The organism is Geothrix fuzhouensis, assembly GCF_024609325.1.
GTDB lineage: Bacteria > Acidobacteriota > Holophagae > Holophagales > Holophagaceae > Geothrix > Geothrix fuzhouensis.
This window is the reverse complement of the sequence record NZ_JANHMQ010000001.1, coordinates 424,297-439,875: the sequence shown is the minus strand read 5'-3', so window position 1 is coordinate 439,875 and position 15,579 is coordinate 424,297. Positions and strand designations below refer to the sequence as shown.

Below are 15,579 nucleotides of genomic sequence, written 5' to 3'. Positions count from 1 at the left end.
GGTACTCTCCTCGCGGTACCGCTGGGGCGCCCAGCGTTTTTCGACAGGATCCCCCATGCGGATCAACACCCTCGACGACCTGCTACGCGCCGTGAAGGACCGCCCCCACAAGCGGCTGGTGGTGGCCTGGGCCAACGACGCCCACACCCTGGAAGCCGTGAACGCAGCCGTGGAAGCGGGTCTGGTGGAGGCCATCCTGGTGGGCGACGAATCCGTGATGACGAAGGTACTCCAGGAGCTCGGCCTTCCCAAGGAACGCTTCCGCATGGTCCATTCGCCCTCAGCCACGGAAGCGGCCGACAAGGCGGTGGCCATGATCCGCTTCGGTGAGGCCGACCTGCTCATGAAGGGCCTGCTCAGCACCGAGCTCTACATGAAGGCCATCCTGAACAAGGACCAGGGGCTGCTGGATCCGGGCGCCATCCTCAGCCACGTGACCGTGATGGAGCATCCCGGCCACGCCAAGCTGCTCATCGCCGGCGATGTGGCCGTGATCCCTGAGCCCGAGTTCAAGGAGAAGGTCGCCATCCTCGGCTACCTGGTGAAGACCGCGAAGGCCCTGGGCATCGAGATGCCTAAAGTCGCCGTGCTGGCAGCCTCGGAGCAGGTGCAGCCGAAGATGCGCGCCAGCGCCGAAGCCGCCCTGCTCTCGAAGATGGCGGATCGCGGCCAGATCAAGGGCGCCCTGGTGGACGGCCCCATGGCGCTAGATGGCGCCATCGATCCCGAATCCGCCCGTATCAAGGGCATGGCTGGCCCCGTGGCCGGCGACGCCGACTGCCTGCTCTTCCCCAACCTGGAAGCCGGCAACACCTTCTACAAGGCCGGCACCAAACTCGGCGGAGCCGAGATCGCTGCCGTCGTCGCCGGCGCCAAGGTGCCCTGCGTCCTCAGCAGCCGCGGCGATACCGCCAAGACCAAGCTCAGCTCCATCGCCTTGGCAGCGCTGCTGGCTTAGAGCGCCTACTTTTTCTCCAGGTTCAGCTCTGAGAAAGTCATCAGGATCTGTTGCTTATTCCCGCCGGTCCAGACGCTGAGATCCAGTGCGACGGGAAGGGGCAAGTCCTGGATCGCCTTGTTCTTGATCAGGACCTTCAATCGCAGCGAGGAGGCCTTGGACAGATATTCAGCGTCGTACCCAGCCAGCACCAACCCGCCTGGCTGCCGGTCGAAGATGGGCCGGATGGTGGAATCGAATGCGGGGCTTTGCACCCTCATGTCGGTGATGACGAAGGCCTTGTCCATCTTGAGCTGGACCTTGGTGTCTCCCGCCTCTTCCCAATCCACGCGGTAGTGGGTGCCGGCATCCTCGATCCGGGCGGCGTGGCCCACGGGCGGGAACGGCGATTCGACCATGAAGGGGGTCCAGGTTTGGAAGAATCCCGTGAGGGTCTGTTCCATCCCGCCGTAGACCTGGTTCAGGCCCGCCGTTGTCTGCGGGTTGGGGCTATCCACGATGTTGTGCGAGACCTGGGCGTCGCCCTGGGTGCCCACCAGCACGTTGAACCGGATTTTCGCGAAGAGCTTCATGGCCGCGTCATAGCCCTCGGGATTGGCCTTCGCCTGCTCCGCCAGCATGGCGGCCCAGTCCGGCGTCGCGACGAAGCGGTAGCGGCTGAACCCTTTCGCTGCGAGGTTCACGTAGGCGGCGCGGGCCGGACGGAGCACGAGTTCAGGATCCGGTGCAGCCTTGGACGGGCCCGCGTGGAGCGCTGGGCCCCAGGCCGTGGGGCCGAAGACAGCCAGCAGCGTGAGGAAGATTGGGGCAAGGCGTCGGCAGTGGCTCAAGAGGCCTCCACATCGCAAGTCTCAGAAACGGGTGTCCCCAGTCTAGAGGCAATGGGCGCATCAAGCAGGGGGATATTCCTTGGCCCCTTCCCGTCCCGACAGCACACGCAAGGCACCCTTGGCGAGGGCGGCCATCTCGTTCTCCCCCGGATAGACCTTCACGGGGCATCCCATGGCCGTGGTGAGGCGGGTCAGTTCCGCCACCAGCTTCGGCGACCTGGCCATGCCGCCCGTGAGCAGGATGGCGTCGATGGGGGCGCCGTCGAAGGCCGGGGCCAGGGCCGTGATGGCCTTGGCGATCTGGTAGATCATCGCGTCGTAGACCAGGGTGGCCTCGGCATCTCCGGACTCCACGCGACGCTCCACTTCCCGCATGTCCGAAGTGCCCAGCAGATCGATCATGCCACCCCGGCCCTTGTTCTTGAGCTTCAGCTCAGCCTTGGTGTACTTGCCGGAGAAACAGAGGTCGATGAGCTGACCTGCCGGCAAGGTGCCCGTGCGCTGAGGCGAGAAGGGCCCTTCGCCGTCCAACCCATTGTTCACGTCGATGTAGCGGCCTTTGCGGTGGGCGCCCACGGTGATGCCGCCGCCCATGTGCGCCACGATGACATTGACGCGCTCGTAGAAGGTCTCGTGCTCTTCGGCGTAGCGGCGGGCGGTGGCGATCTGGTTGAGAGCGTGGCTGATGACGCGGCGGGGCAGTTCCTTGAGGCCCGAGACCTTCACCTTGGGGTCGGCTTCGTCCACCACCACCGGGTCCACGATGTAGGCGGGTTTGTCGGTCCCGGCCACCAATTCGGCAGCGATGAGGGCGCCGAGGTTCGATGCATGCTCGCCGCGCCCGCCCGCCTTCAGATCCTCGAGCATGACGGGCCCCACCCGCCAGGTGCCGTGGGGGATGGGCCGCAGGAGGCCGCCACGCCCAGCCACGGCGTCGAGGTCAGCCAGCGAGAGGCCTTTGCCCGCCAGGAAGCGCAGGACAGCGTCTTTGCGGAAGCTGAACTGTTCAGTGATCGGCTTGCCTTCGAACGCCTTGAGGTCTTCGGCGGAATGCTGGAGCTCCTCGGTGAACCGTTCCTCGTCCCCCTCGAAGATCGAGGTCTTCGTGGAGGTGGAGCCGGGATTCAGCACCAGCACGCGATGGCGGCGGAAGAAGGTGTCCTTGGGGGTGCGCTTCCACTCGCCATAGGCATGAAGCCGCATCAGCGACGCCTTCACGGCGAGTCGGATGTCCTCCGGCGTGCAGTCCATGGGCAGGTCCACGCCCTGGAACCAGAGGCCGAACATCACCGGGAACTTCTTGGCCTCGGGGAAGCGGGTGGCATAGAGGTGGTAGAGCAGGTTCCCCATGTCCAGGTTGGGACACACGATCACGTTGGGGACGCCTTCCCAGGGCAGGCCGTCCGCATGGTAGAGGCCGGCGGAACGGCGCGACAGGGCCACGCTGACTTTCACCTCGCCCCGGATCTGGATGCTCGCGTACCGGGGGCTGTGGGCGATACGCTCCGCGAGGATCTCCGGCACCAGGTCCGCCGCCTGGCGCACCAGCTCCGGCGAGGGGCCCTCGTCGCTGCCGCGATTGGAGTAGGACACCATGGCGCAGCGGATCTCCGGCAGGATCTCCTCGGGGATGAGGTCCCGGGCCACGGCGCAGGTGCCCACGGCCACCTCCGCCAGGGTGCGGGGGGTCATGCTGGCGTTCACGCCCACATCCCCGAAGACCACGATGTTGTGGGGGTAGACCTCTTCGGGGTGTTCGTCCGGCAGCACGAAGACGCCGGCCTCGCAGGTGACGCTGCGCTGGGCCAGGATGTCGACCATGGGGCGGAAGAAGGCCTTGGGCTCGTGGATGGCACCACCCACGACCATGTCGGCGTGCCCCAGCTTCACCGCCCAGATGCCGAAGCGCCCGGGCTCGGAGACCAGCGCTCGGGCCTCGGCCAAGCCGATTGGCTTGCCATGGACCTGCCCGAAGGCCACGCAGGCGGCGGCGAAGGATTCCACCATGTCGGGGCGGGAAGCGGGATCGACGAAGGCGCTTTCCGAGAGGGTATAGGCCACCCGGTCCACGCCCAGATGGGCCAGCCGCTGAGCGGCCACGGCCCGAACCTCGGCCTCTGGCGCCAGGAAGACCGGGCGGATGAACCGGCCCAGGAAGCAGGCGGCTTCGAGGGTGCGTGGGTCCAGGGCCTCCGGAAACATCACCGTGGGACGGTTCCGGGGCACGGCCAGCAATCGGCTGTCGAGGGACGCTTCGATGTCAAACATGGGGCTCCAAGGGCTTGGAAGGCCTTACCTCGCTGAGTCTAGCAGCCAGAGGATTCTATTTTGCCGATCAGGCGGTCACATATCCGGTGAGTGGTCTGCGACCCGGGCCGACTCCACCCAGATCACCTCGCAGGAGCCATCCCCGGTATCCGTCCGACTCAGGCTGCTGACCCAATGCCAGCCATCCTTCCCATCGGCACGCACGAGCTGGCCTTTCAGATCGACCACCTGCCCTACCCTGGCCGCCTTCAGGCGCCGGGCAATGCCTTCGTTTGCGGGGATCATGTGCATGTTGGCGCTGTGGTCGATGACCTCGGCTTCTGGGATGGGCATATGGGCTGACCGCCAGAAGTACCAACGGTCCCGCTGCTCGATGCTGAAGGCCTCGAGGACGCGCGAATCGGACATGGAACCCCAACCCAGGGCCAGGTCCACGGGGGATAACTCCGCGGCCCGGTCGAAGCGGTAGCGCTCAGCGCTCAACACCCGGGCATGGATCTCGAAGGCCGCGAGCGATGTGAGGGTGTGATTCCGGTAAGTCCAGGTCGCCGCCGTTTCCGGCTGAGTCTGCACTGGATCCCCCGGCGCGAGGATGCCCGGCGGCTGGGTCACGGCCCGACCCGACCACCACCAGAGCCCTCCCAAACCTACCAAGACCGAGAGCGCCAGCCTTCCCCAGCGTTCCCGAAGCCACTCCAGCGATTCATCCATGGGACAAGGCTACCTTGGGCACGGGGGGAATGATCCAGGTCAGAATTTCACGACATCGCTGACGATGAATTGATGGTGTTCCGTCCCCGGATCTCGAACCAATGGGTAGGCAACGGTCAACAGGAACACCCGTCCGACCGAGCTCTTCAGGTTACCCAGACGCAAGCCCCCGCCCACATCCGCGTAGGTGCGGCTCCAGCGTCCGGTGTCGGTTCGACGGATGGCCCCAATATCCGCGTACGCCACGAACCCTAGCCGGAGGATGCCAAGCCAGTCATAGGGCGTGTTCACACGCTCCTCTAGGGAGGTCATCCAGCGACGATCACCCAGCAGCAGGTGATTCCCGTACCCCCTCATGCCATCCATGCCGCCGAGGTAGAGGTAGGAGCTGGGGTCGGGTCGGTGAACTGCGTCCAGCTGCGCGTAGGCGGCCTGGGTCTGGTAGCGGAATCCCTGAAAGTAGGCGGTGAGATTCAGGTTGAGCGCCACGTCCTGCCAGCCGTCGGCCTCATGGCGGGCAGCACCCTGAGTTCGCAGCAACAGGAGGGAACTGGGGCCCGGGGCCCACCCCTTGGAGGCGTTCGCCCGCAGGAAGGGCGAGGCGACGTCACTCCCGAGGATTCTCAAGTAGGATCCCACGCTGACGGTCGCCTCCCAGCCGAGGTTGAAGTCCTCGGGGTGGGTCATGCCAACCAGATCCACGAAAGCGCGGAACCGGTCTTCGTACAGACTCCACGAGACATGGACGCCCCGCAGCAGGCGATCCCGCAGCTGGGGAACGGGCAGACCCCCGGCGGTCAGCGTCTGCATGGGACCATATTCCGACTGCTTGAGGTCCAAGCCCCCACCCAGACGCAACGCCCGGCCGTCCAGCACGGCCGTCGCCATCGACCCTCCGACAAGGGCGCTCTCCTGTCGGGAGGGGAACGTGTAGGCGGTCTGCTCCAGGTTATAGACCGATTCGATGGCGTCCGAGGACGAGGCACGGAAGGTCATGGACCAGGGGGTTTCCAGCCCACGATAGGGCTTCGCCAGCTCAAGGAAGCGCGTCTTCCCGTCCGAGAGCACTTGGTAGCGGGTGTCCAAGGTCCACTGGGTTCCCAGGATCTGGCGGTCCAGGTACTGCACGGTGTCGATGGACCGTTCGGGGGTTTTCTCGTGGGCCAGGATAAGGTCCTTGCCGTAACCCAGCAGGTTGGCTTCGTGGATGGAGAATCCGAAATTCCGTTGGCCGCCCACCTGCGTGAAGCCGGCGCTGCCCTTCAGGGTCCACGCATCCCGGGTGCGGACCACCGCCCTGACCGCTCCGGCCTCGTCTACCTGGGGATCGATCTGGGCATCTTTCAGAAATCGAAAAGTCCGCAGATTCCTTTCAGTCTCATGGATCAGGCGGGCATTCACGGTCTCGCCGGGATGGAAAAGGAGCTCCCGACGCACCACCTGTTCCCGTGTTTCGATATGCAGGAAGTTTGCCGCACGCCCGATCCAGTGGTTTTCCTTGGGCAGCGAGAGATCGAACACATCGCCGATGCGGAGATCAATGGTCGCGATGCGCGCCTGCTTCGCCTCCAGTTCCTCCCAAGTAGGTATGGCCTGAGCAACGAGGCTGGAACTCGCCAAGATGGCCAGAACCACGGCCAGGTCGCGGTGGTCTCCCTGGCCCCGCCCTCGTTTCGGGAAGATTTCCATGCCCCAGCCTAGGCGGAATGGTGATGCCCGTCACGGCGCAACCCCCGGACCTGACTATGATCTGAGCCTTCGTATGGTTCTTTCCGCGTCGGATCCCAGTTGCCCACCCCCCCAGGCGTGCGGGTGCGGGACCGCGGACGAACTCCGGAATCCCGGCGGGACGGCGCCCGGGGCCGGTATGCTCAGAGTGCCAAACAAAACCCTGACGAGGCCGCGATGATGCCAGGCTGGATGCACCGCAAGGAAGGGCCCGCAGGGCAACGTGGTTCGTTGTTCAAGGGCCCTGACGCCGCGGAGCCCCAGCCTGGCTTCATCCCTCCGGGCGGGGGCCGGCGGGGAGGCTTCGCCTCCGCGAGGAACGAGCGGGAGGGCCCTGCGGGGCAGGGCCCGTCAGGTGGAGGGCGATGCCGCGTCACCTCCAGCTATCGCGACGCCATGCGCCGCTCCTGCTCGCCTCCGGTTCGCAGAGCCGGAGGCTCCGTCGCGCGTAGTACCCGCTACGCGTCTCCTCGCCTTCCTCGCCTCGCTCGCCCGGCGGCCCTCGCGCGGCCCCGTGAGGGTTTTGTTTGGCACTCTTAACCCGTCTCCTGGAGTCCTCATGGACCTCACCTGGCTTTCCGCCAACCCCGGCCTGAGTCTGCTCAGCCTTCTCGTCATCGCCTTCGCGGTGATCCTCCTCAGCAAGTGGATCCGCTATATCCCCAACAACCGCGTGGGTATCGTCGAGAAGCTCATCAGCGGCAAGGGGTCCGTCAAGACTGGCCTCATCGCCCTTGGCGGCGAAGCTGGCTTCCAGCCCCAGCTCCTGCGTGGTGGCTGGCACTTCCTCACACCTTTCCAGTACCGCATCCACAAGATGCCCTTGGTCACCATCCCCCAGGGCAAGATCGGTTACGTGTTCGCCCGGGACGGCAAGGACCTGCCCTCCTCCCAGGCCCTGGCCAGCAACGCCCGGGGCGCGGACTTCCAGGATGTGCTGGCCTTCATTCAAGGGGGCGGGGAAAAGGGCCCTCAGCGGCAGATCCTCCGCGAGGGCATGTACGCCATCAACCTGGTCCAATTCGTGGTGCTGACCGAAGACCAGGTCTACTACTTGCCGTTGGACAAGAGTGAGGTGGAAACCTTCCAGAAAATGAGCGCCATCATCGCCGAGCGTGGCGGCTGGCGCCCCGTGATCATCAAGGGCACGGACGACGCCGTGGGCATCGTGACCGTGCACGACGGCCCTTCCCTGGCCAGCGGCGAGATCATCGCCTCCACCGTGGGCGAGGACCCGCACCAGGCCGCCACTTACCACAACAACTTCCAGGACGCGGACAAGTTCCTGGCGGCGGGCGGCCAGCGCGGGCGCCAGTACCAGGTGCTGGTGGAAGGCACCTACTACATCAACCGCCTGTTCGCGACCGTGGAATTGATCCCCAAGACGGTGGTGGATGTGGGCACGGTGGGGGTGGTGGTGAGCTATACCGGCGCCAAGGGCGCCGATATCAGTGGCCTCGACTACCGCCATGGCGAGCTGGTCACCATGGGCCAACGCGGCGTCTGGAGCGACCCGCTCCTGCCCGGCAAATACGCCTTCAATACCTACGCCGGCAAGGTACTCATGGTGCCCACCACCAACTTCATCCTGAAGTGGTCCAAGGGCGAGGTGGGCAGCCATAAGTTCGACGAGAACCTGACCGAGGTGAGCCTCATCACCAAGGACGCCTTCGAACCCAGCCTGCCGCTGTCCGTGGTGGTCCACATCGATTACCGGAAGGCGCCCCTCGTCATCCAGCGCTTTGGCGACATCAAGAAACTGGTGGAGCAGACCCTCGATCCCATGGTCAGCGCCTACTTCAAGAACATCGGCCAGACCCGCACCCTCATCCAGCTCATTCAGGACCGCAGCGCCATCCAGGAGCAGAGCGGCACCCAGATGAAGGAGAAGTTCGCCCAGTACAACCTCGAGCTGCAGGAAGTCCTCATCGGCACGCCCACCAGCGGCGCGCCCGGCGGGCAGATTGAGCAGATCCTCGTCCAGCTCCGCAGCCGCCAGATCGCCGACGAGCAGGTGGAGACCTACGGCCGCCAGCAGAGCGCGGCGGTGAAGGAGCGGGAGCTGCGCGAGGCCGAAGCCCGGGCCAAGCAGCAGACCCTGCTGACGGAATCCGCCATCGGCATCGAGGTGCAGAGCAATCAGGGCAAGGCCGAGTACGCCAAGGCCCAGCAGCAGGCGGCGCAGATCCAGACGCTCGCCGGCGCCGAGGCGGAGAAGGTGCGCCTCATGGGCGAAGGCGAGGCCAAGCGCATCAAGGTCATGGCTGAAGCCCAGGCCGAGCAGGCGGCCCGCGTGGGCATCGCCCAGGCCATGGCCATCGAGGAGCAGGTCCGAGCCTACGGCGGCCCGCAGTTCCAGTTGGTGCAGCAGGTCATGAACCGCTTCGCCGAGGCCATCGAGAAGTCCCAGGTGGACGTCGTCCCCAAGATCCACATGGGCGGCGGCGACAAGGGCGGCGGCAGCCTTATCGAGAGCCTGCTGGGCCTCCTGCTCAGTGAGAAGGCCGGGCAGCTGGCGGGCGTGGTGCCCACGGCGGCCAACCCCGAGGCCGAAGCCCTGAAAGCAGCCCTGAGGCAGAACCTCACGAAGTAGGTCCGAAGGTCTCGTGGGAAGGGGCGGCCAAGCCGCCTTTTCCTGCTGGGCTCGGGTCCTGCAACCACCTCGAGCTGAAGCGCCAGGATGCGATCCATGACTTCAAAATGTCTTCCCCTCGGCCTTCTGGCGCCCTGCCTGTTGATGGCGGGCCAGGCCGTGACATCCACCCCCGAGATGGGGTTCGCCCTCATCCAGCGCTGGGCCGGGCCCGGCGCCACCCAGCAGGGATTCACCCGGGAGCAGTTGGAAGCTTTCCTGGCCGACCGGCAAGCGGATCTTGGAGCCGGTCGGCAGCCGAAGTGGTCCGCCTGGCTGAAGGGATTGGAGGCCTCCAGCCATCCCAACCTCAAGGCCTGGGCACTCGCCCGCCGGGTGGAGGCGGGCGACTACGCCGCATACCCGGCCTTGCAGGAGGCCCTCATCGCGCACCTGCTGGGCATTTCGAGGCCTGGTAGCGGGAGGGATGATCGCATCCTTACCGATCCACCGACGGCCGCGCTCCGTGGATTCCTGATGCCCGAGACCCTGCGGCTGGACCATGAAAGCGTCTTCTGGCGCTCCCTGAGAAAGACCCTCCAAACCACTCCGGACTGGAATCTCGATGGGGGGATGTACGCGATCTGGTGTTTCGGCACCCATCCGGACCAAAAGGACCTGATCCTGGAACTGGCCGCCCGGGCGGACGCCCATCCAACCGTCCGGAACCAGGCGTCGGACCCCTGGAATGATCCGCGCTTCTGGATCGTCCTCGACTGGGCTATCGCCTGGGGAACCGAGGCAGATCTCGGCGCCATCCGTTCCGCTCTGAAGCAGGGGCTTCCCAGAGCCGCATTCGATCGGGCCATTCAGCCCCTCGAAGCCATTCCGGGATTCTTCACGACCAAGCCGCCAGTCCTCCTGGAGACCCGGCAGATTCCCTACCCCCCTGCCGGAACGCCCCCATCAAATTCCGTTTCCCTTCCACCCACGTTGCCCACCACCTTCGATTTCAGCCAGATCCGTGTCCTCCACCAGCCACCTCCGCCTTCCTATCCACATGAGGCCAGGGCGCGGAAGATGATGACCAATCTTGTTCTCGAGATCGTGGTGGATCCCGAGGGCAAACCCGTTTCCTGCCATCCCAGGCCAGGGCCCTGGCTGGGATTCTTCGCCCCGGTGGGTGTGGCGTATGGCCTCCGCTGGCAATTCCACCCCGCGAAGCTGAACGGAGTTCCCCAGACCACCCGGTTCCGCCTCACCATGCCCTTCCGGTTGAGGATCTGAGGCCGTACCGTTCGGATCCGCCCGCTGTCCTGTGCTAGCTTGGGGTTTTCATCCCGGACGACCGCCCATGCTGCCTCTACCGCCTCTGCTGCCTCCGATTCTCATGGCCCAGGTCCAAACCCAGGGACTCGTCATGCCCCTGCCCCCTCCGGCGGAGGCCCTGTTCAAGGCCCAGGACTGGGGGGGCCTCGCCGACTGGTTCGAAACGGTCTCGCCAGCCCTGCGCGGAACGCACTACGAGCTCTGGATGCGCTGCCTCAACCGCAGCCAGCGGTGGAGCCGCCTGCTTGAAGTGTACGAGGCTGTCCAGCCGCAGCTCGAGGCAAGGACCGGCCCCCAGCTGGGCACCTGCCGCCTCTATCGCGCCCAGGCCCTGAGCCAGCTCGGCCGCCACCGCGAGGCGGCCGCGGCCCATGCAGAAAACGGAAGGCTCGGCCATCCGGACGGGTACCCCAACGCCTGCGCCGAGGACCGGATGGCCCAGGATTGGCCCGCGCTGCTCACCCACGCGGAGACCCTGCTGGCCCTGCGGCCGGGGAACGCCACGGCCACCGCCTGGAAGGGCGAGGCCCTGGCCCGCGTGGACCGCTTCCCCGAGGCCGAGCCCTTCCTCAAGGAGGCGGTGGCGAAGGATCCCGGAATCGCGTACGCCTGGAACAACCTGGGCCGCTGCCTGAACGAACGGAAGGCCTGGGCCGAGGCCGACGACGCCTTGAACCATGCGCTGGCCTTGGAGCCGAACCAGCTTGAGGCGCTCTTCAACCGGGGCCGGGCCCGGTTCGAGCTGAAGCGCTACCAGGAGAGCCGGGACGACTTCCGCGCGGCCCTCTCCCTGCAGCCTGACAACCCCGTGATCGTCGAGAACCTCCGCCAGGCCGAGCGCTACGCCGCCATGCCCGCAACCAAGCAGCGCTAGGCTCGGTCATTCCGAGGCATGCCATGACCATCCCCTGCCTCCCTGCCCGTGACTTGTCCCGACCTTCCAGGATGAGCCCATGAAAAAGACAGACGCGAATCAAGGCCAGTCGGCCTCGGAACTCATCTCGGAACGGATCGCCGAGCTCGGTGGCTGGCGGGGGAAAACCCTGGACAAGATACGCAAGCTCATCAAGGAGGCCGACCCGGAGGTCGTCGAGGAGTGGAAATGGATGGGCACGCCCGTCTGGTCGCACGACGGCATCATCTGCACGGGCGAATCGTACAAGAAGGCCGTGAAACTCACCTTCATCAAGGGCGCGTCTCTGGAAGATCCGGACCATCTCTTCAACTCGAGCCTCGAGGGGAACGCTCGCCGCGCCATCGACATCCACGAGGGAGACGAGATCGACGCGTCCGCCTTCAAGGCCCTAATTCGCCGAGCGGTCATGCTCAACATCGCCGGCAAGTCGAAATCTTCGAAAAAAGCAAAACCATAGGGGAGCACAGGCCAATTCCCGTCCATCCTCAGGCGATAATCCCGTCATGGACGCCACCGGCCCACTCCACGATCTCCTCGACGGCTGCCGGCGGCTCCATGCCGCGGGGTTGCTGGCGGCCTCGGACGGCAACCTCTCGGTGCGCCTGCCCAACGGCCTCATCGCCATGACGCCCAGCGGCGTCCCCAAGGCCAAGGTGCGCCTGGAGGACCTGGCCCACCTCACGCTGGAGGGGGAGATCCTTTCGGGCCGTCCCAGCAGCGAGCGAGCAATGCACCTGGCCATCTACCGGGCGGTGCCGGAAGCGAAGGCCGTGGTCCACGCCCACCCGCCCACGGCCATCGCCTGGTCCCTGGCGCGCCCCGCATTAAAGGAACTGCCTGCGGACGGCCTGCCGGAAGTGATCCTCGCCGCCGGGCGCATCCCCATCGTACCCATGGCCACCCCCGGCACCGAGGCCATGGGCTCGAACCTCCTGCCCTTCCTGCCCGAGCACCGCCTCCTCATCCTGGCCCGCCACGGCGGCCTTTGCTGGGGCGAGCACCTGGACGAGGCCGTGGGCGGCCTCGAGCGCCTAGAGCAGGTGGCCCAGATCCTATGGAGGGCCGAGGCCCTCGGCGGAGCCAAACCCCTGGCCGAATCCGAGCTCACCGAACTCCGGGCCCTGAGGGCGAAAATCGGGCCGAGGATCATCTGATGAACGCCTTCGAATCTCTGGGCCTGAAACACGATGGCCGCGCGCTCTGGGTGCTGGACCAGACGCAGCTTCCGGACGCGGAGGTGTGGCTGGACGGCAGCGATCCGGCGGTCATGGTGGGCCTCATCAAGCGCCTGGCCGTGCGCGGGGCGCCGCTCATCGGCGTGGCGGCGGCGGCGAGCCTGGCCACCTTCGCGCACCGGGGCGCCTCCGCTTCCGAGTACGCCGCCGCCTGCGCGGCCCTACGGGCGGCCCGACCCACGGCCGTGAACCTCATGTGGGCCATGGATCGCATGAAGGCCGCCAGCACCCCCGTGACCGAGGCCCAAGCCATCTTCGAGGAGGATGTGCGGCTCTGCGAAGGCATGGCCATCCGCGGCGCCGCGCTCATCCAGGATGGCGAGGGCATCCTCACCCATTGCAACACCGGTGGACTCGCCACCGCGGGCATCGGCACGGCTCTGGGCGTCATCCGTCGCGCGCATGAGCAGGGCAAGCACATCCACGTCTATGCCGACGAAACACGCCCCCTGCTGCAGGGTGGCCGGCTCACAACCTGGGAATTACAGAAGCTGGGCATTCCTTCCACCCTCATCACCGACAGCATGGCGGCCCTGCTTATGCGGGACGGCAAGGTGCAGCGCGTCCTGGTGGGCGCGGACCGCGTGGCCGCCAACGGCGACTTCGCCAACAAGGTGGGCACCTACGGCGTCGCGGTGCAGGCGCGGTACCACGGTGTGCCCTTCCATCCGGTGGCCCCCTTTTCCACCGTGGATCTGGCCTGCCCGAACGGCGCGGCCATCCCCATCGAGCTGCGCGATGCCACCGAGGTGCGCGGCTACGGGAAGCTGCGCTGGGCGCCGGAAGCCATGCCCACCTGGAACCCCAGCTTCGACGTCACGCCTGTGGACCTCGTCACCAGCCTCGTGCTGGATCGGAGCGTCTACAGTGCTTCCGCCTTGAAGGCAGGGGCTCTGGCGAAGAGCTAGTGCCGTTTCTTTCCATCTCTGTTTCAATGAGGGGAAAGTTCTCACGCACTGGAGCATCTATGATCATCACGCGGCCTGCGACAGCGGGACGGATCGTCCTATTGTCGGCGTTGACCCTGGCCCTGGCCGCTCAAGCGCCGGTACCGCCGGTTCAGGGGGCCCCGGGCGAACCGCCGAAAGATGAGCACAAAGAGTCCTGGGCGGCGGAATCCCGGCCCGTATCGGTGAGCCGGACGCCGGGACAGGTGGCCATCTTCGATGAGGAGGACATCCAGCGGTCTGGCGCCCGCACTTTGGGTGAGTTCCTCCTCCGCGAGCTGCCCGCCCAGGTCCAGAACCAGGGCGGACCAGGGCTGCCCTCCCGCATCTACCTCGGAGGCAGCCGCCCGCACGACACGCTCGTGATGATCGATGGCATGCCCCTGATGGATCCCGGCCGCCTGGGCCAAGACCTCAGCGAGGTGCCCCTCCTTGGCATCACCCGCGTGGAGGTCATCACCGGCTCACCCGGCTCGGGCCCCAGCGGCCAGGGTGGCACCATCGCCCTCTTCACGGGCAAGCCCGTCAAACCTGGCGCCTCCGGCGACCTGAGCGGCCTTGGCGGCAACAACGGCCAGGGGCAGAGCACGGCCACCCCGGGCTTTGCCTGGGCCGGTGGCTATCTTCGCGGAGGAAACCTCAGCGCCGAGGAGAAGCAGGTCACACCCGCGGACCGGCCCTACCGCCAGGTCACCAACTTCCTTGGCCTGGGACAGGCCTGGGGACCGACCGTGTGGACGGTCGCGTGGCGCGGTACCTCCTTCGGTGTTCCGGAGCCCTTTCAGGAGGTCTCGGATACCCTCCGCATCTACAACCCAGCACGGGAGAGCCGTCAACGGAGTGACAGCGGTCAGCTGCGTGTCGACTGGGCCCTGGGGGCAGGTCTGAACCTCGAGACGAGCCTCGGCCTCGCCAGATTCCGACACGATCAGCCCGAGACGGGGGCTGCCCTGCCCACGCATTTCGAAGGCCGCGAGACGCGCTTCCAGTCAACCCTGCGCCTCACGACCGGTCCCCGGTCAGGATTGAGCTTCCGACTTGAGGGCCAGGACACGCGCCAGGACGGGGATGTGGATCCAGCGATACTCGGCGCCGCGAAAGGCACCCAGGTCGGCCTCGGTCTCGAATGGACCTTCGAGCCCTTGCCCGGAACGCGCTTCCTGGGCCAGGCTCGGGGAACCCGGGACCGCCAGTCCCTCGTTCAGGGAGGCACTGACGCGGAGGTGCTCAGCGCCTCGGGGCACACCCTTCGGCTGGGGTTCAACCAGGAACTCGGTGGCGGCTTCCGCGTCTATGCCGCAGGAGGAACCGGTCGCACAGCACCAACCCTCCTGCAGCAGCTGCGTAACAGCCGGAGTCCCGGCACTGCGCCGCTCCGCATGGAACAGGTCACTTCCCTGCAGGTCGGCCTCGGCTGGGGTCAAGGCAACTGGTACGGCAGATTGGAAAGCCAGCAACAGAGTGGCAAGGATCTCATCGGTCCCAGTGGCCTGGCCTATGCGAACCAGGACCGTGTCCGGGTACGCGGGACCGATGCCGCCTTCGGCTGGCACACGGCGAAGAAGCTGGGCCTGGAAGCCTTCGTCCGGGCCCAGGAAGCTCGGGATCTCAATGCTCCCGATGGCCAGCAGTTCAGCACCTCGGCCTCGCAACGGCGACCCTTTTCCACCCACGGCCTCAAGGGCTTCATGGGCTGGAGTCAAGTGCAGACAGAAGTCCACTACACGCTCCAGGGCCACCAGTACTCCTCTTTCGGCGACGGCGGGGGCCGCGCGGCGGCGAACGGCCTACCGCCCGTCATCCGCGCCACCCAGGTGGTCTACCGGGACCTCGGCATGTCGACCTCCGTGACGGCCGGCCAGCACTGGACCTTCATCGTCCGGGGTGAGCACCTGCTCCAGCCCAGGACCACCCCGGACCAGTGGTTGACCGCTTCGCGCGAAGGGCAGAACGACGCCTACATCATCGACGGCTATCCCGCCGCCCCGCCCAGCTATTCGCTCGAAGCCCGGTTCAGGTTCTAGCCCTGTGGGGCCGCCTCGCCGTGGCAACCGGAAGCACAGCGCACCCGGAGCTTCGCCCAAG

General features: G+C 66.3%; 12 protein-coding genes and 1 pseudogene. 8 read left to right on the top strand and 5 right to left on the bottom strand.

The window, feature by feature from the left end; all coding sequences use genetic code 11:
* Positions 1–55 precede the first annotated feature (55 nt).
* The gene (locus tag NOV74_RS02035) at positions 56–958 is read left to right on the top strand and encodes a phosphate acyltransferase (RefSeq protein ID WP_257308808.1); all 903 of its coding nucleotides are present in this window, start codon (positions 56–58) and stop codon (positions 956–958) included.
* A gap of 5 nt (positions 959–963) precedes the next feature.
* Here NOV74_RS02035 and NOV74_RS02030 read toward each other — a convergent pair whose 3' ends face one another.
* The 5 genes and pseudogenes from NOV74_RS02030 to NOV74_RS02015 all read right to left on the bottom strand — a co-directional run bounded on the left by NOV74_RS02030 (position 964) and on the right by NOV74_RS02015 (position 6,456).
* Positions 964–1,788, bottom strand: coding sequence for a hypothetical protein (locus NOV74_RS02030; protein WP_257308807.1), 825 nt, complete (start codon positions 1,786–1,788; stop codon positions 964–966).
* A 60-nt stretch (positions 1,789–1,848) separates the two neighbouring features.
* On the bottom strand, positions 1,849–2,991 hold the full coding sequence (gene buk / locus NOV74_RS15420; RefSeq protein ID WP_371748415.1) for a butyrate kinase: 1,143 nt from the start codon (positions 2,989–2,991) through the stop codon (positions 1,849–1,851).
* A gap of 36 nt (positions 2,992–3,027) precedes the next feature.
* Positions 3,028–4,056: pseudogene (locus NOV74_RS15415) on the bottom strand (phosphate acyltransferase); the annotation flags it as partial.
* A 75-nt stretch (positions 4,057–4,131) separates the two neighbouring features.
* Entirely contained in the window at positions 4,132–4,767 is a 636-nt protein-coding gene (locus tag NOV74_RS02020) for a hypothetical protein (RefSeq protein ID WP_257308805.1), read from the bottom strand.
* Positions 4,768–4,806: 39 nt separating this feature from the next.
* Entirely contained in the window at positions 4,807–6,456 is a 1,650-nt protein-coding gene (locus NOV74_RS02015; RefSeq protein ID WP_257308804.1) for a BamA/TamA family outer membrane protein, read from the bottom strand.
* 598 nt (positions 6,457–7,054) lie between these two features.
* Here NOV74_RS02015 and NOV74_RS02010 point away from each other — a divergent pair.
* The 7 genes from NOV74_RS02010 (at position 7,055) to NOV74_RS01980 (ending at position 15,518) form a co-directional block, all read left to right on the top strand.
* Entirely contained in the window at positions 7,055–9,088 is a 2,034-nt protein-coding gene (locus tag NOV74_RS02010; protein WP_257308803.1) for an SPFH domain-containing protein, read from the top strand.
* Between the two features lie 96 nt (positions 9,089–9,184).
* Complete coding sequence (locus NOV74_RS02005; protein WP_257308802.1) at positions 9,185–10,354, top strand: energy transducer TonB; 1,170 nt, start codon at positions 9,185–9,187, stop codon at positions 10,352–10,354.
* Positions 10,355–10,421: 67 nt separating this feature from the next.
* The gene (locus NOV74_RS02000; RefSeq protein ID WP_257308801.1) at positions 10,422–11,270 is read left to right on the top strand and encodes a tetratricopeptide repeat protein; all 849 of its coding nucleotides are present in this window, start codon (positions 10,422–10,424) and stop codon (positions 11,268–11,270) included.
* A gap of 79 nt (positions 11,271–11,349) precedes the next feature.
* Positions 11,350–11,769 (top strand): DUF1801 domain-containing protein, encoded by a 420-nt coding sequence (locus tag NOV74_RS01995; RefSeq protein WP_257308800.1) that lies wholly within the window; start codon positions 11,350–11,352, stop codon positions 11,767–11,769.
* Between the two features lie 46 nt (positions 11,770–11,815).
* Positions 11,816–12,466 carry a class II aldolase/adducin family protein gene (locus NOV74_RS01990; protein ID WP_257308799.1) on the top strand — a complete coding sequence of 217 codons (651 nt, stop codon included), beginning with the start codon at positions 11,816–11,818 and terminating at the stop codon, positions 12,464–12,466.
* Positions 12,466–13,455, top strand: coding sequence for an S-methyl-5-thioribose-1-phosphate isomerase (mtnA, locus tag NOV74_RS01985; RefSeq protein ID WP_257308797.1), 990 nt, complete (start codon positions 12,466–12,468; stop codon positions 13,453–13,455). The genes NOV74_RS01990 and mtnA overlap by 1 nt, the downstream gene beginning before the upstream one ends.
* A 59-nt stretch (positions 13,456–13,514) precedes the next feature.
* Entirely contained in the window at positions 13,515–15,518 is a 2,004-nt protein-coding gene (locus tag NOV74_RS01980) for a TonB-dependent receptor plug domain-containing protein (RefSeq protein ID WP_257308796.1), read from the top strand.
* Positions 15,519–15,579 lie beyond the last annotated feature (61 nt).

What these genes read in the sequence shown, in the direction of transcription:
- NOV74_RS02035 (WP_257308808.1), top strand. Translation starts at nt 56, where the DNA reads ATGCGGATCAACACCCTCGACGACCTGCTACGCGCCGTGAAGGACCGC.
- buk (WP_371748415.1), bottom strand. Translation starts at nt 2,991, where the DNA reads ATGCGGCTTCATGCCTATGGCGAGTGGAAGCGCACCCCCAAGGACACC.
- NOV74_RS02020 (WP_257308805.1), bottom strand. Translation starts at nt 4,767, where the DNA reads ATGGATGAATCGCTGGAGTGGCTTCGGGAACGCTGGGGAAGGCTGGCG.
- NOV74_RS02015 (WP_257308804.1), bottom strand. Translation starts at nt 6,456, where the DNA reads ATGGAAATCTTCCCGAAACGAGGGCGGGGCCAGGGAGACCACCGCGAC.
- NOV74_RS02010 (WP_257308803.1), top strand. Translation starts at nt 7,055, where the DNA reads ATGGACCTCACCTGGCTTTCCGCCAACCCCGGCCTGAGTCTGCTCAGC.
- NOV74_RS02005 (WP_257308802.1), top strand. Translation starts at nt 9,185, where the DNA reads ATGACTTCAAAATGTCTTCCCCTCGGCCTTCTGGCGCCCTGCCTGTTG.
- NOV74_RS02000 (WP_257308801.1), top strand. Translation starts at nt 10,422, where the DNA reads ATGCTGCCTCTACCGCCTCTGCTGCCTCCGATTCTCATGGCCCAGGTC.
- NOV74_RS01995 (WP_257308800.1), top strand. Translation starts at nt 11,350, where the DNA reads ATGAAAAAGACAGACGCGAATCAAGGCCAGTCGGCCTCGGAACTCATC.
- NOV74_RS01990 (WP_257308799.1), top strand. Translation starts at nt 11,816, where the DNA reads ATGGACGCCACCGGCCCACTCCACGATCTCCTCGACGGCTGCCGGCGG.
- mtnA (WP_257308797.1), top strand. Translation starts at nt 12,466, where the DNA reads ATGAACGCCTTCGAATCTCTGGGCCTGAAACACGATGGCCGCGCGCTC.
- NOV74_RS01980 (WP_257308796.1), top strand. Translation starts at nt 13,515, where the DNA reads ATGATCATCACGCGGCCTGCGACAGCGGGACGGATCGTCCTATTGTCG.